This window comes from Acidovorax sp. GW823-FHT05D11 (assembly GCF_058795695.1).
The window spans coordinates 777,792-803,379 of record NZ_CM179502.1; the positions used below are offsets into that span (position 1 = coordinate 777,792).

Here is a 25,588-nt window from a genome sequence, read left to right on the forward strand (position 1 = left end):
GGCTATTGCACCAGGGCTGCGTAGCGCCGGATCAGTTGCGCCAGCGACTCGGCCCCGAGCTTTGCGAACAGGTTGGCGCGGTGGGTTTCCACCGTGCGGGGCGAGAGTGCCAGCACCCGGCCGATTTCCTTGTTGGTCAGGCCCTCGACGATGAGGCCCAGCACCTCGCGCTCGCGGCCCGAGAGCTGGGCGTAGCGCTCGCGGGCCTGCTGGTCGGCCTGGTGGCGTTCGCGCGAACGCACATGCTGGCGCACGGCGTTCTGCAGGGCTTCGATCAGCACCTCGTCATCCACCGGTTTTTCCAGGAACTCCGCCGCGCCTGTCTTGAAGGCGCGGCGGCACATCTCCACCGTGCCGTGGCCGGTGAGCAGGACCACCGGCTGGTCCACGCCCTGCGCCAGCAGCTGCTCCAGCACCGCGAGGCCGCTGATGCCGGGCATGCGCACATCCAGCACGATGGCGCCGATGCTGGCCCGGTCAAACCCGGCCATGAAGGCATGCGGGTCGGCCCAGGTCTGCACGCGCAGCCCGACGGTGCTGATGAGCAGGCCCAGGCTGTCGCGCACGGCGGCGTCGTCGTCCACCAGGTGAATGAGGGGGGAAAGGGACGTGGCGCTGTCGCTCATGGCTGCGGAGAGGGTGGCGCGGCGGCAGGGGTGCCAGGCGCCGCGGGCAGCACCAGCACGAACTCGGCGCCGCGTTGGGCGGCGGCGTTGCCTGGCGCCGCAGGGGCCAGTTCCAGGCTGGCGCCCATGGCCTGGGCAAGGCTTTCGCACAGTGTCAGGCCCAGCCCCAGGCCGCCCGAGCGCGTGGTGTAGAAGGGCTCGAACAGATGCTCGCGGGCTTCGGGCGGCACGCCGGGGCCGTGGTCGCGAACCGACAGGGCGATCCGCGTGCCATCCCGCGCCGACAGCCGCAGCGTGAGCCGGCGTTCGGCGGGGGGAACCTGCTCCATGGCCTGCATGGCGTTCATCAGCAGGTTGTGGATGATCTGCTGCAAGGCCACGGGCTCGGCCAGCACGGGCGCCAGGTCGGGCGCCACCGTCACCTCGGCCGCGATGGCGCGCTGCGCCAGCTCGGGCTCCAGCAGGTGCAGCACATCCTGCAGCGCCGTGGCCAGGTGCAGCGGCTGGGCCTGCGCCGACAGGTCGGGTCGCTCCACCAGGCGGCGCAGGCGGCCCACCACCGTGGAGGCACGCCGGGCCTGCTCCACCGCGCGCGCCATGGCTGTCTGGGCCGTCTCCAGATCCGGCGGGTCGTCCGCCAGCAGCCGCTGCGCGGCCTGGGTGCTGGACAGCAGCGCCGTGAGCGGCTGGTTCAGCTCGTGGGCCATGCCCGCGGCCAGCTCGCCCAGGGTGTTCAGGCGGGCGACCTGGCCGAGCCGCAGCAGCTCTTCCGCCCGCTGGCGCGCAATGCGCTGGCGCCACAGCGCCCGGCCCGCCGCCCACAGCGCGGCGGTCAGCACGCACCAGCCCAGCATGCCCAGCCAGGGAAGCTCGCGCAGGCCCACATGGCGCTGCGCCACCACATCCAGGGGCTGGCTCGGCGCCGCGAGCAGCTTGTGAAAACCATACGACCAGCCCAGGCCCCAGCGGCCCGGTCCCGTGCGGCCCGGCTGCACGACGAAGGCCGTGCCGCCCTGGGCGAGCGTGACGCGCACCGGACTGCTGTCCACGGCCATCGGCCATTCGTCCCGGGGGATGGTCATGCGCAGGTCAATCTGCAGCGCATAGCTTGCGGGGGTGCTGGCCAGCACCAGGTGGTAGCGGCCCGCAGGCAGGTCGGGCAGTGCCATTTCGGCATGGCCTGACTGGCGCGATGCGGCCTCGGCGGCCGCCAGGGCCGGCTGCAGCGCGGTGGGCCATGCGCCCCCCGCAGGCCGCTGCAGCACGGAAAGGATCTGCGGGTAGACCGAAGGCAGGCGCGGCAGCGGGGAGGCTGCCGTGGCCTCTTCGATGGCGCGCGCGGCATCCGGGGTGGCGCCTGGCTCCGGAGGCTGCAGCAGGGCCAGGGTGGCCATCACCGCGTCGTGCTGCACCACGCGCTGGCTCAGGAGCCGGTGCACGATGCGGGCATCGGTCTCGAAGGCCTCCCGCAGCTGCTGCAGGCGCGCGTGAACCAGCCAGCCCGCGCCCGCGCAGGCCACCACGGCCCACAGCAGCAGGCCGGTGAAATGAACCCGCGCGAAACGGCGGCGCCATGCCCTGGTCATGCGCCGATTCTGGCATGGGGCCCTGGCGGTGGCTGCGCGGCGCAGCCTCTCTGGCTCTGGTGTAATCGGCTGCGCTCGCCGGTTTCCGTTTCCCCTGTCGCGTCTGGATGCCTCTCTCATGCCTGCAACTGCCCCCGTGGTCCATCGCTGGTTCTCGCCCCGCAACCTGCTGTGGGCTTCCGTGGCGGTGGCCGTGGTCACCATCCTGCTCAAGACCCTGGCCTGGCTGGTGACGGGGTCGGTCGGGCTGCTGTCGGATGCGATGGAGTCGTTCGTCAACCTGGCCAGCGCGATGTTCGCGCTGGCGATGGTGACCGTGGCGCAGCGCCCGGCCGACGACGACCATCCCTATGGCCACCACAAGGCCGAATACTTCTCGTCGGGGTTCGAGGGCATCCTGATCGTGGGCGTGTCCGTGGGCATCCTGTGGGCGGCAGGCCACCGCCTGGTGGCGCCCCAGCCCCTGGAGCAGGTCGGCTGGGGCCTGGGCCTGTCGGTGCTCAGCTCGGTGCTCAATGGCCTGCTGGCCTGGCTCATGTTCCGTTCGGCGCGCGAGCACCGCTCCATCGCTTTGGAGGCCGATGCCCGCCACCTTGTCACCGATGTGTGGACCTCCGCCGGCGTGCTGGTGGGCATCGCCGGCGCGGCCCTGACCGGCTGGCTGTGGCTGGATGCGCTGGCGGCGATCGTGGTGGCGCTGAACATCCTGAAAGAGGGGCTGGAGCTGGTCTGGCGCTCGTCCCAGGGCCTCATGGATTCGGCGGTGGAACCCGAGGTGCAAGCCACCATCGACGCCACCTTGCAGCAGTTCGTGCAATCGCAGGCGCCCGGCGCCGTGCGGTTCGACCATGTCTCCACCCGCCGCGCGGGCCAGCGCCGGTTTGTGGACATGCACCTGCACATGCCCGCCCACTGGACCCTGCGCCACGCCGCCGAGCTGCGCGGCCAGGTCGAGCGCGCGCTGATGGCCGCCGTGCCCGGCCTGCGCGCCACCATCGAGCTGCTGCCCTCCGACGTGGAAGCGCATTTCGACGACCCCCGTGACGATTTGAAGGATGCCGTGAAGTGATCAGCGTATTGCAACGTGTGCGCGGAGCGCGCGTAGATGTGGACGGGCAGACCGTGGGCGCCATCGGCGCAGGCCTGCTGGTGCTGGTGTGTGCCGAACGCGGTGACACGGAGATGGAGGCCGACAAGCTGCTGGCCAAGATCCTCAAGCTGCGCATTTTTTCGGACGCCGCAGGCAAGATGAACCAGAGCGTGCAGGACACCGGTGGCGGCCTGCTGCTGGTCAGCCAGTTCACCCTGGCGGCAGACACCACCGGCGGCAACCGCCCCAGCTTCACCCAGGCGGCTGCACCCGATGAGGGGCGGCGGCTATACGACTATGTGGTTGCCCAGGCGCGCAAGGTGCACCCCGAGGTGGCCACGGGCCAGTTTGCCGCCGATATGCAGGTGCATCTCATCAATGACGGCCCGGTGACCATCCCGCTGCGGATACCTCCTAGAGCGGATTGGCAGTCAAAAAAGATAGCATTCAGCGCTTGATGGATAATCGCTATGGCCTTGTTTCCTTCTTGTTTTCGAGGGAAACCAAGGGCGACACCGGCAGCACCCGGAACCCTGCCGACGCCAGCGCCAGCCAGGTGGCAATGGCCAGCATGACGGCCGTGTAGGCATCCCACCCCTGGCGCTGCGCCCAGGTGGCGACGATGCCAGTGAACCACTGCATCAGCGCCACCCCCAGGAACATCGCCATGGTGTAGGCCGACAGTGCCCGGCCTGTGAGCGTGGGCGGATAGGAGGCCCGCACATCGGCGTACTGCAGCACGCCGTAGCCCGACAGCAGGCCCATCAGCAAAATCAGCACCACGCTGGCCCAAGCGTTCCCGTGCAGGAACGCCAGCACGATGAACAGGCTCGCCATGAGCAGCGAGGCATTGCCGATCCAGCGCCTGCGGCGGGCGATGCCCGGGTCCAGCCGACCGCCCAGACCCGGTGCGAAGAGGGCAATCAGCGAGAGCCCCAGCGCAACGTTGCCACTGTCTACCAGCGAGAGGTGGTAGCGGTCCATCAGCAGCGGTGCCAGCCACAGGCCGCGCAATGACAGAAACGCGGCGTAGCCCGACATGCCCAGCAGCAGGATGCCCCAGGTGTGCGGCACCGTGAGCAACTGGCCAAAGCCCAGCAGCGCCTGGCCCCAGGTTTCGCGCTGCGCCGGGGGCTGCACCAGCGGGGTGGGCTCATGCACGCGCAGCCAGATCAGCAGCCACGACAGCGCGCTGAGCACCGCCAACACGGCATAACCCGTGCGCCAGCCGCCGCCGTGTTGCACCAGCCAGGCCAGCGGCGTGCCGGTGAACAGCAGGCCCAGGCCACCCACACCCATCGCCACGCCCGACAGGTAGGCAAACCGCTCTGCCGGAAAATGCCGCGCAATGAACAGCGTGCAGGCCAGAAACGCGGGCGAGCAGCCCACGCCGATCAGCAATTGCCCTGCCATCAGCCAGGGGTAGGCCGGCGCGGTGGCCGAGAGCGCCGACCCCGCAACCGCCAGCGGAAACGCCGTGAGTACCGTGCGCCGCAGGCCGTACAGGTCCAGCCCCACGCCCATCAGCAACTGGGCCACGCCGAAGGAAAGGCCAAACAGCCCCGCAAACGCGCCCAGCGACCCTGGCGAGAGCCCGAAGTCCGCCGTCAGTCCCTGGGCCACCATGGCCGTGGTGGTGCGAAAGGCCTGGCTCAGTGCAAACCCGCTGAGCAGCGCAAGCAGCATGGCCCACAGCGCACGCGGTGATGGCCGGCCGCTGCCCGCGGGCAAGGATGGAGGCGCCGACGAGGACGGCAGGGGATTGCCGCTCACTGCCGCCAGAAGAACAGAGCGGCCATGACCAGCCCGGTAGCCACAATGCCCCAGCGCAGCACGTTGGCAGGCAGCTTGCGCGCTACGCGTGCACCGCCGTACCCGCCAGCGGTGGCGGCCACCATCATCATCAGCGCCTGCGGCCACAGCACCACGCCACCCGCTGCATAGATGAGCACGGCAATGGCTGTGAGCAGGGCCGACACCCAGTTCTTGAGGCCGTTCATGGCGTTCAGGTTCGTCTGCCCCAGCAGGCCGAACAGCGCCAGCAGAAGGATGCCCAGCCCGCCGTTGAAGTAGCCGCCATAGGCGGCCACCGCCAGCACGCCCACCGTGGCCTTGGCGGTGGAGGGTTTGCCGCCCGCCAGCATCCGGCGCAGCTGAGGCCCGAATGCAAACAGCGCCGTGGCCGCCAGCAGCAGCCAGGGCACCACGCGGCGGAAGGTGGCGTCGGGCGTGACCAGCAGCAGCGCCGCACCCGCCGCGCCGCCGATGAGCGACAACACCACCAGCAGCCGCATCGACAGCCCTGGCGGCGGTGCCGTGTCCTCTCGAAACCCCCATGCGCCGGCCATGTAGCCCGGCAGCAGCGCCACCGTGCCCGTGGCATTGGCCACCACGGGCGGCACGCCGGTGAAGACCAGGGCGGGAAGGGTCAGGAAGCTGCCGCCTCCGGCGACGGCGTTGAGGGCGCCGGCGACGAAGGCGGCGGTGAGCAGCAAAGGGATGTCGAGCATGCACCGATGGTAGGGGGTGGCGCTGCCGCCATTGGCGACGGCGCGGATGCAACACTTTTGCTTGCGACCACGTCGATGGGGGCCGGTTGCCATTGCGGCCAAGGCCGCACAACGACCGGCGCTTTCAGCGCCTCAGTACAGATAGGCTGCGTTGGGCACGGCGGGTGTTACGCCATCCGTAGCGCTGCTGGTGCCCACGGCCAGGGTGCTGGCATCACCGGAAAGCGCTACGCCAGCGCCGAAGCTCGCGAGTGCTTGCGGTTGGGGGGGCTTGAGATAGGCGCGGTGGCCCCAAGTCGTGCCGTCGCGGCGGTAGACATTGACGGCTCCGGCTGAATATAAGGCCTGGTTGTTGGGGTTGCCATTGATGCCAGAGGCGTTGCTGGCATCGTTGAGGTCGCCCACGGCGAGCGTGCGGCCGTCCGCAGAAAGCGACAACATGACACTGTTTGTAAAGAACCCGCCGGCAGCCTTGACCGGCAGTGCGGGCTGCTGCGTCCAGGCGTCCCCCGCCGTGCGTGTGAATGTTCGCAGCTGAACGTCAGTACCTCCAGAGCGGTCCAAGACGGCCAGTGTGCTTCCGTCCCTGGACATTGCAAAGGGATTGTGCGAAGCCGGTAGCACACCGGCGGCTGGAACGCGCCACACCTGCGTGGGTGCACTCCAGGCACCCCCGAGATGGGTCAGGACCGAGACGTCCTTGTCGGTGTTCGCCGCAAGCACGGTTCCGTCGCTGGACAGGGCTACAACCGCCCCGAAGCGGGCCATGGTCGGGTCGGCGCTGCTGCCTGGCAGGTGCGCCTGCTCGGCCCAGCCGCCGTTGTTGCGGGCAAAGGTGTGAACGGCTCCCACGCCGCCCCCAAAAATGGTTTCGCCGGTGAAGGAGAGCCCACCCAACACGGCGGCAGACCCCGGGGTGAAGTTAGCGCCTTCTTCGGGCGCTCCTACCGCCAGCAGGTTCCCGTCGGCTGACAGAGCCACGCTGAAGCCAAAGTGTTGGGGGGTGCAGGGAAATATAGCCGTGCCCATGATGTCCAGGCGGCTACAGGTTTCGACTTTCGCAGGCGTGTTGCGGGACTTGATGTAGGCCTGCTGGCTCCAGGTGCTGCCGTTGTCCATGAAGATATACGCAGCCCCCGCGCCATACGCGTCGCGGTTGGCCGCATCGCCGTTGATGCCGCGTGCATTGCTTCTTTCCTCTGGTGCACCCACTGCCAGCGTGCGACCGTTGGCCGACAGTGCCAGGCTGGCGCCAAAGGCCATCTTTGCGGCGGGAATGCCGCCTTCCAGCCGCGCCCGCTGGCTCCAGGCACCGCCTGGCATGCTGTCGCCTGGCATGCTGTGGCCTGGGCCTGGCATGCTGCGGCTGAAGACGTACACCGCGCCCGCCCCTGCCAGGTCACCTGAGCTGCCCTCGCTGGGCGAACCGACGGCCAGCGTTGCACCGTCGGCCGACAGGGCAATTGCGTTCGTGTAGGCACCTAATCGCTTGGTCGGATCGCCGCCAGCAAGGTCGAAGCGCCCTATTGCCTGGGTGAGGTCGGGTGTTACCGCGGCAGTGAACGGGCCGCAGCCACTCGCGTCGCAGGCGCGCAGCCGGTAACTCGCGTTCACCCGCTCGTGCAGCGGCACCCGAATCTGTAGAGAGAAGCTGGTGACGTTGTTGGCGTTGGCGCTGCCGAACAGCGATTCGGGTTGGGAGCCTCCCGCGCCATCAGGGTCCTCGAACAGTTCGTAGCGTATCGCGCCCGGGGTGACGGCCCAACCGAAGTTGTAGGTCTTGGGGCCGTAGCTCGCCACGCTGAAGCCGGAAGGGGCCGAGAGTCCGGCGGGCTCCGATTCGCCATTGCCGCCCCCGCACGCCGCCAGAACGAGTGGCGCCGCCAGCAGCAATGCGCGATGCAAGGATGGGAGGCCCGAATTTGCCATGGGGGCAGGGTGCCGCGGGAAATTGGTCACAGAGAAGACTCCTGAAAGAATGGGGGAAGACAGGCAGGGCGCGCGGCGGGAGTGCTGGCAGGTCTGCGAGACGCCCACTGGAGGAGTCAATCGTCGCTTATCAAGACAACGCCGGGCCCCGGCAGATGCGAGCACTTTGTACCAAATGGTAAAAATTGCGCCGCTGCCCTCGGCAGTAGGGATGGCGTTCAGGAGGTCGCGTACGGATCGGCAAATCCCAGCTCCCGCAGGATGTCGGTTTCGTACGCTTCCATCTCCTGCGCATCTTCTTCGCTGGTCTCGTGGTCCCACCCCTGCGCATGCAGCGTGCCGTGCACCAGCATGTGGGCGTAGTGCTCTTCCAGGCTTTTGTTCTGCTCTTTGGCCTCGCGCTCGATCACGGGGGCGCACAGGACCAAGTCGGCGGTCACGACCGGCTCCTGGGTGTAGTCGAAGGTGAGCACGTTGGTGGCGTAGTCCTTCTTGCGGTACGCGTGGTTGAGCTGGCGGCCCTCGTCCTCACCCACGATGCGCACGGTGATCTCGGCGTCGGTGGCCAGGGCGTGGCGAATCCAGCGCGTGACCTTGTGGCGTGGCAGCACGGCGCGGTGTGCCGCCGCGCCGTCAAATGCGCCGAATTGCAACGACAGGGAGAGGTGGTTCAAGGGCATTGGGGCCTCAGGCGCTTGATTGGAAGGCGCAGATAGCTATAGAAACAGGAGCAAATGCTCAGCGGCGCGCAGCGGGCGCCGCACGGCGTGGCGCGTCGTATGCATCCACGATGCGCGCGACCAGCGGGTGGCGCACCACGTCGGCGGAGGTGAAGCGGGTGACGGAAATGCCCTTCACCCGCTTGAGCACGCGCTCGGCGTCGATCAGGCCGCTCATCGCGCCCTTGGGCAGGTCGATCTGGCTCACATCTCCCGTGACTACCGCCTTGGCTCCAAAGCCGATGCGGGTGAGGAACATCTTCATCTGCTCGGGCGTGGTGTTCTGTGCCTCGTCCAGGATCACGAAGGCATTGTTCAGCGTGCGGCCCCGCATGAAGGCCAGCGGCGCGATTTCGAGTGCGTTGCGCTCGAAGGCCTTCTGCACCTTGTCGTAGCCCATCAGTTCGTACAGCGCGTCGTACAGCGGGCGCAGGTAGGGGTCCACCTTCTGCGCCAGGTCGCCGGGCAGGAAGCCCAGGCGTTCGCCGGCCTCGACCGCCGGGCGGGTGAGCACGATGCGCTGCACGGCGCTGCGCTCCAGCGCATCCACGGCGCAGGCCACGGCCAGGTAGGTCTTGCCGGTGCCCGCGGGGCCGATGCCGAAGGTGATGTCGTGGCTGGCGATGTTTTCAAGGTACAGGTTCTGCGTGGGCGTACGGCCGCGCAGGTCGGCTCGGCGGGTGTTGAGCACGATGGCGCCCTCGGGCGCCTCCACCAGAGCGGTATCACCCGCCAGCATGAGCTGCAGGTAGTCCTCGGTGATGGGGCGTTCCGCCATTTCGTACAGGGCCTGCAGCAGTTCCATAGCCTGCGTCGCCCTGGCCTTGGGGCCATCGACCTTGAACTGCTCATGGCGGTGCGCAATGCTCACCTGCAGGGCCACTTCGATGGTGCGCAGGTGCGCGTCGGCCGGCCCGCACAGGTGCGTGAGCCGGGTGTTGTTGTGGGGGGTGAAGGTGTGGCGCAGGATCACGCGGATAATTCCAGTCAGGCAACGGAAAAACAGCAAGAACGACGGCGCAGGGTGTCATGCCAGCGGCGTCAAAGGACATCAATGATAGGCAAATTGACCGGCACCCTGCTGGAGAAGAATCCCCCCGAGGTGCTGCTGGACTGCCACGGCGTGGGCTATGAGGTGAATGTGCCCATGAGCACGTTCTACAACCTGCCCGCCGTGGGCGAGCGGGTGAGCCTGCTCACCCAGTTCATTGTGCGCGAGGACGCGCAGCTGCTGTATGGCTTCGCCACGGCGCCGGAGCGCCAGGCATTTCGCGAGTTGATCAAGATTTCGGGCGTGGGGCCGCGCACTGCGCTGTCCATCCTGTCCGGCATGGGTGTGGCCGACCTGGCGCAGGCCATCACGCTGCAGGAAGCGGGCCGCCTGGTCAAGGTGCCGGGCATCGGCAAGAAGACGGCCGAGCGGCTGCTGCTGGAGCTCAAGGGCAAGCTGGGGGCCGACATGGGGGCCGTGCACGGTGGCGCCACCAGCGACGCGCAGGCGGATATCCTCCAGGCATTGCTGGCGTTAGGGTACAACGACAAGGAAGCCGCGGCGGCGCTCAAGGCGCTGCCGGCGGACGTAGGGGTAAGTGACGGGATCAAGCTGGCGCTGAAGGCGCTGGCCAAGTAACGGGTTCAACCGGAGGGATAACCGAGATGACGTATCGCGCTTCGTTCAAATTTGCCGGACTGCTGGTCGCGCTGGCCATGGCGGCTTGTGGCGGCGGCGGCGGGGGGGATTCACCTGCAGCGCCCCCGGTGCCGACCACCCCGGCCGGCCCGGAACAGCCTACCACCCCCACCGTTCCCGTCACGCCAACGCCGGTGAGCACCGACCGTATCGAGCCGCTCGACACGGGGCTTCCCAAATCCGCCAGCAGCGCCGGAGCCAAGGTCGCAGTGCGTAGCGGCACCGCCGTGCAGGCGACGTCCATCCGCCTCGGCCCGCTGGAAGGCGACACCCAGGCCCTCGTGAAGAAGGCCATGCAACCCGCGGGGCTCACCAAGGGTGATCCCCAGCAGATTGGTGTGGCCCGCCCGGTGGCGGCCACCGCCAAGGCGCGCGACCTGATGGGCCAGCTCAATTGGCAGCCGGTAGGTGCGGGCTTGCAGCGGGCCGCCATCAGTTTCACAGCAGAGGGCGCCCTCGGCGTCCGGCTGGGGCTGGTGGTGCGCCAACTGCCCGCTGGTACGGTGCTGCGGTTTTACGCCCAGGCCGGCGGCGATTCGGTGCAGGTTTCGGACGCCGAAGTGCTGCGCAGCATCCAGCGCAACCTGGATGCCGGCGACACCGGCGATGCGGCACGCACCTATTGGAGTCCGGATTTTGGCGGGGCCGAGACCACGCTGGAGCTGGAGGTTCCCGTGGCCGCGCGGCTGGAGCAGGAACTGGACATCGCGGTGCCCATGCTCTCGCACTTCTTCGTGTCGCCCGACCAGGCCACGGCCGCAAGCTTTGCCAAGGTGGGTGAATCCGGCACCTGCAACATCGACGTATCTTGCAAGCCCGAACTCAGCGCCGAAAGCCGATCGGTGGCGCGCATGGTGTTTGTCGTCGAGGGCGGCAGTTTCCTGTGCACGGGCACCTTGCTCAACGACGCCCCGTCGAGCAAGAAGCCGCACTTCCTGTCGGCGCACCACTGCATTTCCACCCAGACGGTCGCATCGTCCCTCACCACCGACTGGTTCTACCGCTCGTCGGCCTGCAACAACGCTACCGCAAATCCCGGTACGCAAAAGGTCAGGGGCGGCGCAGAGCTGCTGTTTGCCGACTCGCAGACTGACACGTCCTTCATGCGCCTGAACAGCGCGCCGCCGCAGGGCGTTGTGTATGCGGGTTCGTACGTCGGGTCCGTGAACACCTCCGCCGCCGTGGTAGGCATCCACCATCCCCGTGGCGACCTGCAAAAGACGAGCGCTGGCTCGGTGGCCCAGTTCAGCTATTGCAGCGGCGAACGGTGCTTCCCCGAAACGCAGCAGGACGGAAAGTTCTACGCGGTGGGATGGACGGAGGGCACGACAGAGGGCGGCAGCAGCGGCTCCGGCCTGTTCTTCACCATCGGCTCCAGGCGGTACCTGGTCGGCCAGCTCTACGGCGGATCGTCCAGTTGCGCGGCGCCCACGGGCCTTGACCACTACGGGCGCTTCGACCTGCCTTTCAAGCTGGCTCTCAAGACCTGGTTGATGCCCGGTTCCTGATGCCGGAGACGGCGAGAGCGCACACAAAAAGATGACCATCCAGACCGACGATTTCGCCCCTGCGCCCTCCAAACGCGTGATCTCCGCCGCGCCCGCATCGCCCCAGGAAGAAGCCATTGAACGCGCCCTGCGCCCCAAGCTCCTGCAGGAGTATGTGGGCCAGGCCAAGGCGCGCGAGCAGCTCGAGATCTTCATCGGCGCGGCGAAGAAGCGCGGCGAGGCGCTCGACCATGTCCTGCTGTTTGGCCCGCCGGGGCTGGGCAAGACCACGCTCAGCCACATCATCGCGGCCGAACTGGGCGTGAACCTGCGCCAGACCAGCGGCCCTGTGCTCGAAAAGCCCAAGGACCTGGCGGCGCTGCTCACCAACCTGGAGAAGAACGACGTTCTCTTCATCGACGAGATCCACCGCCTCTCGCCCGTGGTCGAGGAAATCCTCTACCCCGCGCTCGAGGACTACCAGATCGACATCATGATCGGCGAAGGGCCCGCGGCGCGCAGCATCAAGCTCGACCTGCAGCCCTTCACCCTGGTGGGCGCCACCACGCGCGCGGGCATGTTGACCAACCCGCTGCGCGACCGCTTCGGCATCGTGGCGCGGCTGGAGTTCTACACATCCGAAGAGCTGGCGCGCATCGTCAAGCGCAGCGCTGGCTTGCTCAACGCGCCCATGGACGACGAAGGTGGTTTCGAGATCGCCCGCCGCTCGCGCGGCACGCCGCGCATCGCCAACCGGCTGCTGCGCCGCGTGCGCGACTATGCCGAGGTCAAGGGTGACGGCCGCATCACCAAAGGCATTGCCGACAAGGCGCTGGCCATGCTGGACGTGGACCCGCAGGGCTTTGACGTGATGGACCGCAAGCTGCTCGAAGCCGTGATCCACCGCTTTGACGGCGGCCCCGTGGGCCTGGACAACATCGCCGCCAGCATTGGCGAAGAGGCCGGCACCATCGAGGACGTGATCGAGCCCTATCTCATCCAGCAAGGTTTTTTGCAGCGTACGCCGCGCGGGCGCATCGCCACGCTGGCGGCATTCCGGCACCTGGGGGTGGCGCCGCCCAGCGCCGGGGCGCCGGGGTTGTTTGGCGCCTGAGAAGCCTCCTACCGACCTTCACGTCCGCCGCCGCCCAGGCCGCGCAGCACCGCCATGGCAACACCGCGCAAGCATCCCAAGAAGAGCGACCGACGCCGCCAGTTGCGCGCCGAGGCCCGGACGCGCGCTGCGCGGGGCTGGGCGGGGTCGGACGGACCCGTGACCGTGCCCGAGCAACAGTTCCTGCGGTCCTGCGCCGTGGCCTTGCTGGCGGGCACGGTCGCATTGCATGCGCTGGGCGCGCTCATCTATGGCCAGCTGTCCATCTTTGTGCTGGAAGGCTTTGCCGACCTGCGCGGCCGCGTCGCCGTGTGCGCGGCGGTGGCCGAGGCCGCACTGGTGGCAGGCCTGGCACTGCACCTGATCGACGGCCACAGGCGGGGCAGGACGACCGCCGCGTGGTCGCACCGCCTGCTGGTGTGGCGTGCCAGCGCCTACATCCTGTTCGCCGTGCTGGTGCCGGTGACCTTTGTGCTGTGGATGGTGGACAGGCCGCGCTTCTCCATGGACCTGCCTGCGCAGCGCTGGCCGGGGCTGGCCGCGCAATCGGAATGGCTGTTGGCGCCCTTGCCCTGGGCCTGGCATTGGCTGCTGCCGGTGGCCAGCGACCGCCTGCAGGCCTGGCTGGTGGCCGGTGCGGTGCTGGCCGGTTGCCTGGGGGTGTGGTGCACGGCAGGCTCCACCAAGCGGTGGCGCACCGGGTACGCCTTCTATGGCCTGGCGCTGGTGCTGACCGGCTTCTGGGCCCTGGGAGGCGCCGTGTACCACTACACCGCCGGGCGGGGCTTGATTGCCGTGCAGGAAGCGGCCATGGCCGCCCTGCTGCAGGCGCGGCCTGGCTGGTACAACGCCGACACCCTGCTGTGGTTGCTGAGCGCCGGCTCGTTCACCCTCGCCGGTGTGCTGTTCATTGCGGGTGCGGCGTACATTCCGGCCGCAGCGCTGGCCCGCACGTGGTCGCATTAGCCACGACAGGAACAGAAGCAACAACGACCGGCGGGCTGTCAGGCACCGTGGCCTCGAGCGCAGGCACCAGCAACGCCTTCAGCACCCCCGCCACGATGCACGCCTGCGCCACGTAGTAGGTGCCCAGCACCCACACCTGCGACCACGGCAGGGGCTGCACGAAGCGGTGGGTGGCCAGCAGGGAATCGCTGAGCATGAAGAACACCGCCCCCACCGCCACCAGCACCGACGCTCCATCGCGCAGCACGCTGGCCCGACCGATGGCCTGCGCGGCCATCAGTGCAATCACCAGCACATAGGCTGCCACCGGCCCCCGCAGCGCGGCGGGCAACCCGCCCATCCACAGAAAGGCATACATCGCCACGCCGACACCGAGCGTGCCCGCCAGCGCGCCGCGGTGCGGAAACCACCGCTGCCCGGTCTTGAACAGCGCCACATAGAACAGATGGGCCACCAGGAAGCTCACCAGTCCGGGGATGAAAAAGCCCTCGAACATCAGAAACACATCGCCCGCCAGCGACCCTGCCAGCGCGGCACCCAGCAGTGCCAGGGTTTTTGATGCAAATCTGCCCCTGTCGCTTGACTGGTAAGCGCTGGCAGCTACCAAGACAATAGCAATCACCATGGTCAGCGGCTTGAACACCCAGTGCCACTGCACGAACCCCAGCGCGCTGGTGGCCGTGGCCAGCGCGCCGCTTTGCAGCACCAGGGCCATCAGCATGCCGATGCGCCCCTGCATCACCGCGCCCAGCGCCCACTGCGCGACCAACAGCGTGGCGAACCAGACGGCGTTCCTGGCCAGCGGCGCGCTGTCGGCCTGCCACAGAAAGGCCGCCACCCCCGTGAGCAGCAGCGCGAACTGCACCAGCGCGAACCACTGCACCGCGCGTGCCATCGGCGGGTGGTACAGCTGCATCTGCGCCATGCTGAAGGGGGGCTTGGGAAAACGCTCTGCCACATCGGCGGGCCGCCAGCCCGGGGGCTTGAGCCACACCCGGAGCTTGTCGGCCCAGCTGCGCGCATGCCAGCTGTCGTGCGCCAGGCCCGCGTATACCTGGGCATTGGCCCACAGCGGGTCCCAGCTGTTGAGCAGGCCGCGCGTGCCGTACACGCAGCGGTCCTGGTCGTCTTCGTCCTTGAAGGTGCCGAACAGGCGGTCCCACACGATGAGGATGCCGCCGTAGTTCTTGTCGAGATAGGCGTCGTTCACCGCATGGTGCACGCGGTGGTTGCTGGGGCTGCAGAACCAGCGGTCGAACCAGCCCAGGCGCCCCACCTGCTCGGTGTGCACCCAGAACTGGTAGAGCAGGTCGATGAGCGCCACCACCGCAAACACCAGCGGCGGCACGCCCGCCAGCGCCATGGGCACATAGAAGATCCAGCCCAGCGCTGCGCCAGAGCTGGTCTGGCGCAGCGCGGTGGACAGGTTGTAGTCCTGGCTCTGGTGGTGCACGGCATGCGCCGCCCACAGCACCGCCGACTCGTGCCCCATGCGGTGCAGCCAGTAGTAGCACAGGTCGTAGAACACCAGCGCCAGCAGCCAGCCGGGCAGGCTGGTCCAGAACGCGTCGTTGCGCCACAGGGCCACGTGCTCGAACAGGGCGGTGTAGATGCCGATGCGCAGCAGCCGCGTGAACACGGCGCTCGTCTGGCTGAGCATCCCCAGGCTGATGCTGCTGACCGCGTCGGCCAGCCGGTAGGTATTGCGCCGGCGCCGGTAGCCCACCACCAGCTCGATGGCGATCAGCAGGAAGAAGACGGGGGTGGCGAGAACGATGATCTGGCTGGGGCTCACTGGATTACCTCGGTGCTGCGCATTGCGGTGCGAGCTGGCTGGCGCGGCCCGGTGCGGCGCTCATGCCGCAGCATTCTTGCCCCAATCAGGTCAATGCGCCTCTGGCATCAACCCTGATGATGCGCTCGACCACGCCCGCGGCCAGGCCGCCGCGCACCCCGGTCATGAAGTCGTGCAGGTTCACCGTGGGGTCGCAGTGCCCCGGGATGAGCCACAGCATGCGGCCCAGCGCGGGCAGGCGGGCCTTGGGGCCATCGGCGTGGAGCACGCCGTGTTCGTCGCCTCCATTGGAAAAGCGCAGCGCGCGGTCCGGGGGCAGCAGGGCCACGGTGGGCAGGCCGGAGTCGATGGCGTGGCTCTTGTGGCCCGCGTCGCACACCGCATGGGTGTCGCGCACCGATACCACCTGGGTCTTGATGAAAAGCGCGTGCTCGAACGGGGGCTGCGCGGGTTCGCGTTCGTTGCGCGCGTAGTCGGCGTCCATGAACAGGAAGGATCCCGCCTGAAGCTCGCCGAACACCCCGCTGGCCGCCTCGTGCACCAGCGTGCCGGTGCCCGAGCCCGTGACCAGCGGCACGGGCACGCCGGCGGCCTCGATCAGCTGGCGCGTGTGTTCCGCGGCGCGCACCACGGCGGCGATGGCCTCCCTGCGGCCCACCGTGCTGGCCAGGTGCTGGGCACGTCCGTGGTAGGCCTGCAGCCCCGCAAAACGCAGGCGGGGGCTGCGCGCCACGGCCAGTGCCAGCGGCACGGCGGCCTCGCCCGGCGGCACGCCGCAGCGGCCCTGGCCGACGTCGATCTCGACCAGCACGTCGATGCCCGCGTCGCTGCCGGATTGCGCCATCGCCTCGTTCAGGCGTTCGATGCCCTCCAGGTGATCCACCGCCAGGCCCAGGCGGCCCCCCCGTGCCGCCAGCAGGGCCGCCAGCCGTGCCACGCGGTGCAGCTTGGGCATGGCGATGACCTGGTTGGTGATGGTGATGTCGTCCACGCCGCCCGCCGCCAGGGCCTCGGCCTCGGCGACCTTCTGCACGCACGCCCCCTGGGCGCCCGCGCGCTGCAGCTGCAGCGCGAGTTCGGCGCTCTTGTGCAGCTTGGCATGGGGGCGCCAGCGCACCTGGTGCTTGCGCGCGAAGTCGGCCATCCGCTGGATGTTGCGGTCCATGGCGTCCAGGTCGATGACGAGGGAGGGGGTGTCGATCAGGTCCACCCGCAGGCCGACGGTGGCCTGGAGGGCGTCAGGAATGGGTTTCATCGCGCGCTGCGTTGTCCAGGTGCTGGGTGTCGGCCCAACCCACGAGGGTCAGGCCATCCGGGGTCCACAGCAGCCGGTTGATGGCCGCGTTGGAGAGTTGCCAGGTGCGCGGCGCCTGGATGTCCTGGCGGGTGGCCAGGCGGTACAGCACGTCCAGCACACCGCCGTGCGCCACCATCACCACCTGCTCGCCCACATGCTGCTGGGCCAGGGCCGTCACGGTGCGCTCGATGCGCTCGCGCAGCGCCACCAGCGATTCGCCGCCCTCGGGCGTGTAGTGCGGATCGCGCTTGCGCCAGCGCAGGGCATCTTCGGGCAGCTCGGCCTCGATCTGCGAGAAGGTGCGCCCCTGGAAATGCCCGAAACTGCGCTCGCGCAGGCCGGGCTCCGCCGTGAGGGGCGCACCGGTGGCGCGGGCCACGGCCTGGGCCGTGGCTTGGGCGCGCTGAAGGTCGCTGGTATAGATGGCGGCGATCGACTCGCCCGCCAGGGCGCGGGCGACCTGGTCGGCCTGCCACAGGCCGGTGTCGTTGAGGGGGATGTCCAGGTGGCCCTGGATGCGGGTGTCCACATTCCAGGCGGTTTCGCCGTGGCGGATGGCGACGATGCGGGTGGCGTGCATGCAGGTGGCGGTGTGTGTGGGCGGGCGGGCGGAAATGAAACAGTGTTTGGTGAGCGTTCTTCAGGGCGCGGGCGGCGCCAGCGGCAGCCGCACCTGGCGTACCCCGCCGGGCGGCTTGGGGAATCCGCTGAGCGCGGCATCGAACAGCACGCCATAGACGGCCGGGTCGCTCACCCACACGTCCTCGTGCACGGCGGAGGTCTCGTACACCACGGCCTGCGTGGCCGCGTCGCGCAGCACGATGCTGACCGCGCGGCGGTGCAGGGGCGTGGGTTCGTTGAACCGCCAGGCGCCCTGCATGCCCCAGCCCCGGCCGTACCAGCCGCCAAAACCCCAGGGATAGGGGCCGTAGGGGCCGTACGGACGGAAGGGGTCGTGGCGCGGCACGGCGTCGGCGTGGGCGCCGATCTGCACGAGCAGCCGGGGGGCGGTCTCGTCGCGCTGCAGGCCCGCGCGCGCCAGCGCCTGGTCAGCCAGGGTGGCGATCGGGTCGAACGACGGCGTCTGTTGCGATGGCAGGCGCTCGATGCGGTAGGTGGCGGGCGTGGGCAGGGCCGCCAGGGTGGAAAAGCTCTGCACCTGGCCCTCGACGATCCGGGGGGCGCTGCTGCAGCCCATCAGGACGGCCGCGGCCGCATGCAGGAACAGGGTGGAAATCCATCGGCGCGTCATGGTGAAGCCTCCTGGGCGGAAGGAAAAGGGATTCCCGTCAGAGTGCTGCGGCACCCGGGAGGTTCACGACAGCTGGACCACCTGCACACCCGGCAGCGAGGGCGCCGGCGCCGAGAACTCCTCCTTGTCGAAGGCCTTGTCGCCGTCCTCGTTCGCCACGCCCGTGGCCTTGGCATTCTTGAAGTCGTACAGGCCGCCGTCGAGCAGGTGCGAGGGCACCACGTTCTGCAGGGCGTTGAACATGTTCTCCACGCGGCCGGGGAATTTTTTCTCCCACTCGCGCAGCATCTCGCCCACCTGCTTGCGCTGCAGGTTCTCCTGGCTGCCGCACAGGTTGCAGGGGATGATGGGGAAGTCGCGGTGCGCGGCCCAGCGGGCGGTGTCCTTCTCGGCCACGTAGGCCAGCGGGCGGATCACCACGTGCCTGCCATCGTCGCTCACCAGCTTGGGGGGCATGCTCTTCATCTTGCCGCCAAAAAACATGTTGAGCAGCAGGGTCTGCAGGATGTCGTCGCGGTGGTGGCCCAGCGCGATCTTGGTGCAGCCCAGCTCGTCGGCCACGCGGTACAGGATGCCCCGGCGCAGGCGGCTGCACAGGCTGCAGGTGGTCTTGCCCTCGGGGATCAGGCGCTTGACGATGCTGTACGTGTCCTCGTTCTCGATGTGGAACGGCACGCCGGTGCTCCGGAGGTACTCGGGCAGCACGTGCTCGGGAAAGCCGGGCTGCTTCTGGTCGAGGTTGACGGCCACCAGGTCGAAATGGATGGGCGCCCGCGCCTTGAGCTTGAGCAGGATGTCGAGCAGGGCATAGCTGTCCTTGCCGCCGGACATGCAGACCATCACCTTGTCGCCTTCCTCGATCATGTTGAAGTCGACGATGGCCTTGCCGACCTCGCGGCACAGGCGCTTCTCGAGCTTGTGGGTTTCGCGCTCGATCTTGAGTGGCGCAGGGATGCCTTCTGGCAGGCTAACGGAGGCGGACTGGGCGGTAGGAAGCATGGCGGGATTATCGCCCTTCGGCCTTCAGGGCATCAGGCCTTTCCAGCGCAAGAACCCCGCCGCCAGATTGGCCTCCGCCGGGGGGACGCGCGCTCTCTGTCGATTGATTTCGGCAATGACGCCGTGATGCGCTGTGGGCGGATCGGGTGGGCGTACCCAGTGTGTGCGATCGCCGTCCAGCTGCACGAACAGCAGATCAGGCTCGTCCTTGACCTTGATCAGCACGCGGTCTCTCTCCATTCCTTGTGCGTGAAAGATGTACCTTGGCTGCTGCCGAGGCTCGACAAAGCGGCCTTGAAAATCGCTGGTGCATGAGCGCATGCCCAGGGTGGACAGCACCGATGGAACGAGGTCTGCCTGTTGCCATTGCCCGGCAATGCTGCCGATGCCTCGGTAGCCAACGCCAGCGATGACGGCCGGAACCCGCGCATGCGCCGCAGGTCCAATGGTCCTGGCCTCACCGGGGCGCTGAATGGTCATGCTTCGGTGGTCCCCCATGATGATCAGAATGCCTTGGTCCAAAAAGCCCCGCTTTTCCAGCTGGCGCACGAAGTGACCCAGGGCGCGGTCCGCGTACCGCACCGCAGCCTCCTCGCCATGCTGACTGGAGCCCGGGATCACGAAGGGCGGGTGGGTGGTGATGGTTTGTATCACCGAGAAAAAAGGCCCAGGAGCGCGTTCGTGATCAAACCACTGCAGGTAGCGTTGGTATAGGGCTTCGTCTCCAGGATCATTGAACGAGCCCCGGGGCATGCTGTTGTAAAAGGGGTGTTCGGGCCCTTCGATATACGAGAACTGGAGTTTTTTCAGCCAGTCCCCCATGCCGATAAACCCCAGGTCGGAAGTCGAAAAATACGACGTTGGAATACCTGCCGCCTGCAGCGGGCCCAACATATCCTGCTTTGGGCTGTCATACCCTTGGTAAATGTCGATACTGTGGTAACGGTTGATGTTGGGAATGGGGGCATAGCCGGTCAGCAGCGCAATCAGCCCGCCGTCGGTGGAAAACCCGTTGGCATAGAAGGACTCCAGATGACCATATTTGCTCGCGATGGTGTCCAGTTCTGGGGTGTAGTCTTCGATGCCGGAAAACTTCTTGCTGTGGTAAAGCGAAAGTGATTCGACCACCAGCAGGATCACGGGGCGAGGTGCATGCCGGGGCTTGGCGCATGTTTGCGCGGGCGGTGCCTGACGCTCCAACTCTGCGCGCTTTTGCGGTGTGTAGGGCGTGTCGATGCCACTGGGGAGATTGTTGGTGATGTAGTCCGTGTAGACCTGCCCAGCAGCGTAGGGCGTCGTGGCTGGGAGGGTGCGGGCCGCGAGAAGGCCCAGCGCCGCCACCGTGAACACGCCCAAATGCTTGGCGCCATGGCGCATGCGCAGCGCCAACACCCAGAATGCGAGGCATCCCGCCAAGGTCAAGGTGAACAGCGCCGCCCCAGATGGTGACGCGAAGTGGGGTAGGGCCACGGTTTTGTTCAGTTCTACATCGTCCGCATATTTGATGATGTCGGCGATGTCGAGGCGAATGTTCAGCAGATCGGCAACAAAAACGTCCGTGCTGTAAAGCAGGAGAATCACTCCTCCCACGGCGGCCTTCAAAGGCCGGGCCCAGCGAGGTAGTACTCCGGCAAACCCTAGCAGAAGCACCAGCAGTCCAAAAACTCCCGCATCGTAAGCTGGGGCTTCCCAGCTCCAGCCGCAATGGCGGCAGTCGGTGGCAAGAACGATGGCATGGCGTATGTGGGAGAGCCGGACGAACATCAGACCGGTGCATGCCAGGGCGAGAATCAAGCTCCAAAAAAGAGTGCTGCGCTTGCTCACCACTGTCCTGTCTCTACGCGAATCGCCACTTCGCAGTCATCAAAAATCTCCAGCTTGGCGATCTTCACGCGCACGCCCAGCACGCCGGGCAGCTGCATGAGGCGGTGGGCCAGCTTGCCGATCAGGCTCTCGAGCAGGTTCACATGTTCGGCCCGGCATTCGTCGATGATGATCTGGCGCACCTTGCGGTAGTCCAGTACATGCAGGATGTCGTCGTCGCGCGGCGTGAGCGGCTGCACGCCCAGGCTCAGCTCGGCATCCACCTGGATGGGCTGCGGCGTCGTCTTCTCATGCGACAGGATGCCCAGGTTGGCGTCAAAGCGCAGTCCGGTGAGCGTGAGGATCTGGGTGCCAGCGGCGTTGTTCATGGATGGATGCTTTCTGCGTGAGCATGTGCTCACATCATGGAGAAGTCGCGCTCGAACTTCATCAGGTGCTGGCCGCCGTCGACCAGCAGCGTGGTGCCGGTGATCGAGCGGTTCTCCAGCGCGAATTTCACGGTCGCTGCCACGTCCTCGGCCGTGGACGATCGGCCCAGCGGGCTCAGCGCATGCAGCTGCTGGAACTTTTCCTGCGCCAGCATGTGGCTCGTGATCGTGAGGCCGGGAGCCACGCCGACCACGCGCACCCGCGGTGCCAGGGCCAGCGCCAGCATGGTGCCGGCGGCTTCGAGCGCCGCCTTGGACAGCGTGTAGCTCACGAAGTCGGGGTTCTGGTTCCAGAGCTTCTGGTCCAGCAGGTTGACCACGGCGCCCTGCGCGTCGGCCTCGCCCTTGGCAACGCGGTCGGCCACGTGCTGGTGCAGCGCCTGGGCCAGCAGCACGGGGGCGGCGGTGTTGCTGCGCAGGTGCTTTTCGAGCGCGGCAAAGCCAAAGGTGGCGGCGTTGTCATGCTCGAACAGCGAGGCGCTGTTGACCACCGCATCCACGCCGCCAAAGTGCGCCACCACGCGGGGCAGCAGGCCACGCACGGCGGCCTCGTCCTCGAAATCAGCGTCAAAATGGGCGCTGGCGCTTGTCAGCTGTGCGCAAGCAGCTACGGTATCGATAGCATCCTGCTTGGATGAACGGTAGTGCACCGCCACCTGCCAGCCCCCCGCCGCCAGGGCCAGCGCAATGCTGCGGCCCAGGCGCTTGGCGGCGCCTGTGACCAGAACGGTGCGTGCGGGGGCGGGGTGAGACATGTGGGGTGGGAGACAATGCGGGCCGTGACCCAAAGACCCGACAGTTTAACGACCGCCCTGCACCAGCACATTGCCCAGGCCATTGCCGCCGAGGGGGGATGGCTGGGTTTTGACCGCTTCATGGCGCTGGCCCTGTACACCCCGGGCCTGGGCTATTACGCCAACGATTCCACCAAGTTCGGCGCCATGCCCGAGTCCGGCAGCGACTTCGTCACCGCACCTGAGATGACCCCGCTGTTCGGCCAGGCGCTGGCCGTGCAGGTGGGCGAGGCCCTGGCGCAGACTGGTACCTCCGAGGTGTGGGAGTTTGGCGCGGGCTCAGGCGCGCTGGCGCTGCAACTGCTGGATGCCCTGGGCGACCAGGTGCGGCGCTACACCATCGTCGATCTGTCGGGCAGCCTGCGGGCTCGCCAGCAGGCCAAGCTGGTGGCGCATGCCGACAAGCTGCGCTGGGTGGATGCACTGCCCGACCAATTCAGCGGCGTGGTGGTGGGCAACGAAGTGCTCGATGCCATGCCCGTGCAACTGCTCGCCCGCCACGGCGGCCAGCAGAATGGGGCGTGGCACGAGCGCGGCGTGGTGGTGCAGGCTGACGGCAGCTTTGCCTGGGCCGACGTCCCCACCGGCCTGCGCCCGCCCGTCGACATCGACGGCCCGCAGGATTACCTGACCGAGATCCACACCCAGGGCGAGGGCTTCATCCGCACGCTGGCCGACCGGCTCACGCGCGGCGCGGCTTTCCTGCTGGACTACGGTTTTGGCGAGAGCGAGTACTACCACCCCCAGCGCCACATGGGCACCGTGATGTGCCACCAAGGCCACCAGGCCGATGGCGACCCGCTGGTGGAAGTGGGGCGCAAGGACATCACCGCCCATGTCAACTTCACCGCCATGGCCCTGGCCGCGCAGGAGGCCGGGTTGAACGTGCTGGGCTACACCACGCAGGCGCACTTCCTCATCAACTGCGGGTTGCTGCAAAAAATGGAGCAACTACCGCAAGCACAGCGGGCGATAGCGGCCAAATTGATCATGGAACATGAAATGGGCGAGCTGTTCAAGGTGCTGGCCCTCGGCGCGGGCGAGGCGTGGGAGCCCGTGGGGTTCGTGCACGGGGACCGGTCGCACCGGCTGTAGTCAGGCCGTGGCGGGCCCGCCGGGCAACACCTTGCCTGCCGCGCTCCCCACCACCACGCCATCACTGCGGTCCTTCAGGCCCACGCCCGTCAGGGCCAGGCGCCGGGCCTCCTGGCACAGCCACCACAGGCGTGCTGCGGCAGCCGACGGCGCCAGCCCCTCGGCCCGCACGTTGGAGATGCAATTGCGCTCGGCATCGCTGCGGCCCACCTGCGGGTGCCAGGTGAGGTAGATGCCCAGGCTGTCGGGCGAGCTCAGGCCCGGGCGTTCGCCGATCAGCACCGCCACCAGGCGTGCGCCCAGCAGCGCGCCCACCTCGTCGCCCAGCGCCACGCGGGCCTGGGTGGCGACGACCACCGGGCCGATCCGCCAGCCCTGCGGCGCGGTGCGCACGATGTTTTCCACAAGGGGCACGGCGTTGCGTTCGACGGCCAGGGACGAGAGCCCGTCGGCCACGACCACAAGCAGGTCGCAGGGTGTGTGGCCGTCCCCCAGACCGCGCAGCCGCTCCGCATCCGCATCGCCAAGCCGCCGGCCGAGGTCGGGCCGCAGCAGGTAGGTGGCGCGGTCGGGTGCGGCGCTGGCCACCTGCAGCGTGCTGCAGCCCAGCGCCCTGATTTGTGCCGCCAGCGCCTCCGCGCCGAGCTGCAGGTGCACGGCATCGCGCGCCTGCGCGTGGGCCAGGCCAAAACGGAGCAGCTCGCGCGTGGGGACGGCCGTGCCCGCGCGGCCCAGCGCCAGCCGCGCGGCGGTGTGGGCGCGCAGGTCATCCCAGGGGTCGGGCAGAGGGCCGGTGATAGGGGCCGGCTCGCTCATCTCCGCATCCCGATCTGCCGCAGCTGCGCAATGGCGGCCTGCTGCTGTGCGGCAGGCAGCAGCCGGCCCGCGCCATCGGCCAGGTGCATGTGCTGCAGCCAGGCCTCGAACTCGGGCGCGCGTTGCAGACCCAGCACCTCGCGCAGGTACAGCGCGTCGTGGAAGGAAGTGCTCTGGTAGTTGAGCATGATGTCGTCCGCCCCCGGCACGCCCATGATGAAGGCCACGCCCGCCACGCCCAGCAGCGTCATCAGCGTGTCCATGTCGTCCGAATCGGCCTCGGCATGGTTGGTGTAGCAGACGTCGCAGCCCAGCGGCACGCCCAGCAGCTTGCCGCAGAAATGGTCTTCGAGGCCGGCGCGGATGATCTGCTTGCCGTCGTACAGGTACTCCGGGCCGATGAAGCCGACCACCGTGTTGGTGAGCAGCGGCGAGAACGCGCGCGCCACGCCGTAGGCCCGGGCCTCGCAGGTCTGCTGGTCCACGCCATGGTGGGCGTTGGCCGACAGCGCGCTGCCCTGGCCGGTCTCGAAATACATCACGTTGTCGCCCCGGCCATCGCCAAAGTCCGTGCCGCGCTTCAGGGACAGGGCCGCCTCGCGTGCTTCGCGCAGCAGCGCCAAGTTGATGCCGAAGCCGGTGTTGGCCTTCTCGGTGCCTGCGATGGACTGGAACACCAGGTCCACCGGCGCGCCCTGCTCGATCATCTGCACCGTGTTCGTCACGTGCGTGAGCACACACGACTGCGTGGGAATCTGCAGCTTGGTGATGACGTCGTCCAGCATGTGCACCAGCCCCGTGAGGGCAGCGATGCTGTCCGTCGCCGGGTTGATGCCGATCACCGCGTCGCCCGCGCCGTACAGCAGGCCATCGACCATCGACGCCGCGATGCCACGCACATCGTCGGTCGGGTGGTTGGGCTGCAGGCGCACGGCCAGGTGGCCGGGCAGACCGAGGGTGTTGCGAAAGCGCGTGACCACGCGGCAGTTGCGCGCCACGGCGATCAGGTCCTGGTTGCGCATGAGCTTGCTCACGGCGGCCGCCATCTCGGGCGTGAGGCCCGGTGCCACGGCGGTCAGGGCGGCCGTGTCAGCTGCCAATAGCCAGTCACGCAGCCCGCCCACGGTGAGGTGGGCGATGGGCGCAAAAGCCGCCGCGTCGTGCGTGTCGATGATGAGGCGCGTGACCTCATCGCTCTCGTAGGGCACCAGCGCCTCGTTCAGGAAGCGCGCCAGCGGCACGTCGGCCAGGCACATGCGCGCGGCCATGCGCTCCACCGCCGAGCCTGCGGCAATGCCGGCCAGCGTGTCGCCCGAGCGCGCGGGCGTGGCCTTGGCCATCACCTCGCGCAGGTCGCAGAACGACCAGCGCTGGCCGCTGACGGTGTGGTGGTAGGTCGCAGGCATCGGCAAGGATGGAAGTGGGCCCGGTGGCGATGATGGCATGTGCGTGCCGCAGAGCGCCATAGCGGGTGGGAGCCACAGGGCACGTTAGCTGTTTTGGTTGTTAACAACTGAGAAAACCTTCGTTCCCTGAATAAGCAACGCGGCCTAGAGTGCAGACCTCGGGGC

24 protein-coding genes are annotated in these 25,588 nt (G+C 68.0%); 7 read left to right on the forward strand and 17 right to left on the reverse strand.

All coding sequences use genetic code 11. The features are described 5' to 3' along the window. Positions 1-2 precede the first annotated feature (2 nt). Both AC3RCE_RS03560 and AC3RCE_RS03565 read right to left on the reverse strand, forming a co-directional pair. Positions 3-626 carry a response regulator transcription factor gene (locus AC3RCE_RS03560; protein ID WP_218340564.1) on the reverse strand — a complete coding sequence of 208 codons (624 nt, stop codon included), beginning with the start codon at positions 624-626 and terminating at the stop codon, positions 3-5. Further along, positions 623-2,212, reverse strand: a complete 1,590-nt coding sequence (locus tag AC3RCE_RS03565; protein ID WP_492254546.1) for an ATP-binding protein — start codon at positions 2,210-2,212, stop codon at positions 623-625. Before AC3RCE_RS03565 ends, AC3RCE_RS03560 begins: the two co-directional genes overlap by 4 nt. Positions 2,213-2,330: 118 nt before the next feature. On the opposite strand from AC3RCE_RS03565, the gene AC3RCE_RS03570 reads away from it, so the two are divergent. Together AC3RCE_RS03570 and dtd are read left to right on the forward strand one after the other, a co-directional pair. Beyond that, complete coding sequence (locus AC3RCE_RS03570; protein WP_492254547.1) at positions 2,331-3,281, forward strand: cation diffusion facilitator family transporter; 951 nt, start codon at positions 2,331-2,333, stop codon at positions 3,279-3,281. Beyond that, positions 3,278-3,760 carry a D-aminoacyl-tRNA deacylase gene (gene dtd, locus AC3RCE_RS03575; RefSeq protein WP_492254548.1) on the forward strand — a complete coding sequence of 161 codons (483 nt, stop codon included), beginning with the start codon at positions 3,278-3,280 and terminating at the stop codon, positions 3,758-3,760. Before AC3RCE_RS03570 ends, dtd begins: the two co-directional genes overlap by 4 nt. Positions 3,761-3,770: 10 nt before the next feature. Here the strand turns inward: dtd and AC3RCE_RS03580 are convergent, their stop codons facing one another. The 5 genes from AC3RCE_RS03580 to AC3RCE_RS03600 form a co-directional block, all read right to left on the reverse strand. Then, positions 3,771-4,988 carry an MFS transporter gene (locus AC3RCE_RS03580; RefSeq protein ID WP_218340560.1) on the reverse strand — a complete coding sequence of 406 codons (1,218 nt, stop codon included), beginning with the start codon at positions 4,986-4,988 and terminating at the stop codon, positions 3,771-3,773. A gap of 83 nt (positions 4,989-5,071) precedes the next feature. Next, positions 5,072-5,812, reverse strand: coding sequence for a sulfite exporter TauE/SafE family protein (locus AC3RCE_RS03585; protein WP_492254549.1), 741 nt, complete (start codon positions 5,810-5,812; stop codon positions 5,072-5,074). A gap of 132 nt (positions 5,813-5,944) precedes the next feature. Continuing rightward, the gene (locus AC3RCE_RS03590; protein WP_492254550.1) at positions 5,945-7,771 is read right to left on the reverse strand and encodes a hypothetical protein; all 1,827 of its coding nucleotides are present in this window, start codon (positions 7,769-7,771) and stop codon (positions 5,945-5,947) included. A 188-nt stretch (positions 7,772-7,959) separates the two neighbouring features. Then, entirely contained in the window at positions 7,960-8,421 is a 462-nt protein-coding gene (ybeY, locus tag AC3RCE_RS03595; protein WP_218340558.1) for an rRNA maturation RNase YbeY, read from the reverse strand. A gap of 58 nt (positions 8,422-8,479) precedes the next feature. Next, positions 8,480-9,433, reverse strand: coding sequence for a PhoH family protein (locus AC3RCE_RS03600; RefSeq protein ID WP_218293107.1), 954 nt, complete (start codon positions 9,431-9,433; stop codon positions 8,480-8,482). Between the two features lie 81 nt (positions 9,434-9,514). Between AC3RCE_RS03600 and ruvA the strand changes: the two genes are divergently transcribed. Genes ruvA through AC3RCE_RS03620 form a run of 4 tightly spaced genes read left to right on the forward strand, consistent with a single transcriptional unit; the run spans position 9,515 to position 13,717 of the window. Next, positions 9,515-10,090: a Holliday junction branch migration protein RuvA gene (ruvA, locus tag AC3RCE_RS03605; RefSeq protein WP_218340557.1), complete on the forward strand. Its 576-nt coding sequence runs from the start codon at positions 9,515-9,517 to the stop codon at positions 10,088-10,090. Positions 10,091-10,116: 26 nt separating this feature from the next. Then, entirely contained in the window at positions 10,117-11,658 is a 1,542-nt protein-coding gene (locus AC3RCE_RS03610; RefSeq protein WP_492254551.1) for a trypsin-like peptidase domain-containing protein, read from the forward strand. A gap of 31 nt (positions 11,659-11,689) precedes the next feature. Beyond that, on the forward strand, positions 11,690-12,751 hold the full coding sequence (gene ruvB / locus AC3RCE_RS03615) for a Holliday junction branch migration DNA helicase RuvB (protein ID WP_218293110.1): 1,062 nt from the start codon (positions 11,690-11,692) through the stop codon (positions 12,749-12,751). 54 nt (positions 12,752-12,805) lie between these two features. After that, on the forward strand, positions 12,806-13,717 hold the full coding sequence (locus tag AC3RCE_RS03620) for a hypothetical protein (RefSeq protein WP_218293111.1): 912 nt from the start codon (positions 12,806-12,808) through the stop codon (positions 13,715-13,717). Here AC3RCE_RS03620 and AC3RCE_RS03625 read toward each other — a convergent pair. From AC3RCE_RS03625 to AC3RCE_RS03660, 8 genes are all read right to left on the reverse strand, one after another. After that, positions 13,659-15,512 (reverse strand): lysoplasmalogenase family protein, encoded by a 1,854-nt coding sequence (locus tag AC3RCE_RS03625; RefSeq protein WP_218293112.1) that lies wholly within the window; start codon positions 15,510-15,512, stop codon positions 13,659-13,661. The genes AC3RCE_RS03620 and AC3RCE_RS03625 overlap by 59 nt on opposite strands. 85 nt (positions 15,513-15,597) lie before the next feature. Then, positions 15,598-16,767: a DSD1 family PLP-dependent enzyme gene (locus tag AC3RCE_RS03630; RefSeq protein WP_218293113.1), complete on the reverse strand. Its 1,170-nt coding sequence runs from the start codon at positions 16,765-16,767 to the stop codon at positions 15,598-15,600. Next, entirely contained in the window at positions 16,751-17,389 is a 639-nt protein-coding gene (locus AC3RCE_RS03635; RefSeq protein ID WP_218293114.1) for a histidine phosphatase family protein, read from the reverse strand. Before AC3RCE_RS03635 ends, AC3RCE_RS03630 begins: the two co-directional genes overlap by 17 nt. Positions 17,390-17,449: 60 nt before the next feature. After that, a complete protein-coding gene (locus tag AC3RCE_RS03640; RefSeq protein ID WP_218293115.1) occupies positions 17,450-18,061 on the reverse strand; it encodes a DUF4136 domain-containing protein in 612 nt (203 codons plus the stop codon). 63 nt (positions 18,062-18,124) lie between these two features. Then, the gene (ttcA, locus tag AC3RCE_RS03645) at positions 18,125-19,060 is read right to left on the reverse strand and encodes a tRNA 2-thiocytidine(32) synthetase TtcA (RefSeq protein WP_218293116.1); all 936 of its coding nucleotides are present in this window, start codon (positions 19,058-19,060) and stop codon (positions 18,125-18,127) included. Positions 19,061-19,084: 24 nt separating this feature from the next. Then, on the reverse strand, positions 19,085-20,884 hold the full coding sequence (locus tag AC3RCE_RS03650) for an LTA synthase family protein (protein WP_492254552.1): 1,800 nt from the start codon (positions 20,882-20,884) through the stop codon (positions 19,085-19,087). Then, positions 20,881-21,252 carry a dihydroneopterin aldolase gene (locus tag AC3RCE_RS03655; protein ID WP_218293118.1) on the reverse strand — a complete coding sequence of 124 codons (372 nt, stop codon included), beginning with the start codon at positions 21,250-21,252 and terminating at the stop codon, positions 20,881-20,883. Before AC3RCE_RS03655 ends, AC3RCE_RS03650 begins: the two co-directional genes overlap by 4 nt. Positions 21,253-21,281: 29 nt before the next feature. After that, positions 21,282-22,067, reverse strand: coding sequence for an SDR family oxidoreductase (locus AC3RCE_RS03660; RefSeq protein ID WP_492254553.1), 786 nt, complete (start codon positions 22,065-22,067; stop codon positions 21,282-21,284). Positions 22,068-22,082: 15 nt separating this feature from the next. On the opposite strand from AC3RCE_RS03660, the gene AC3RCE_RS03665 reads away from it, so the two are divergent. Further along, positions 22,083-23,201, forward strand: a complete 1,119-nt coding sequence (locus tag AC3RCE_RS03665; RefSeq protein ID WP_492254554.1) for a class I SAM-dependent methyltransferase — start codon at positions 22,083-22,085, stop codon at positions 23,199-23,201. On the opposite strand, the gene eutC is transcribed toward AC3RCE_RS03665, so the two are convergent. Then, positions 23,202-24,017, reverse strand: a complete 816-nt coding sequence (eutC, locus tag AC3RCE_RS03670; protein ID WP_492254555.1) for an ethanolamine ammonia-lyase subunit EutC — start codon at positions 24,015-24,017, stop codon at positions 23,202-23,204. It lies immediately after the preceding gene. Further along, positions 24,014-25,423 (reverse strand): ethanolamine ammonia-lyase subunit EutB, encoded by a 1,410-nt coding sequence (locus AC3RCE_RS03675; protein WP_218340550.1) that lies wholly within the window; start codon positions 25,421-25,423, stop codon positions 24,014-24,016. Before AC3RCE_RS03675 ends, eutC begins: the two co-directional genes overlap by 4 nt. Positions 25,424-25,588: the final 165 nt, after the last annotated feature.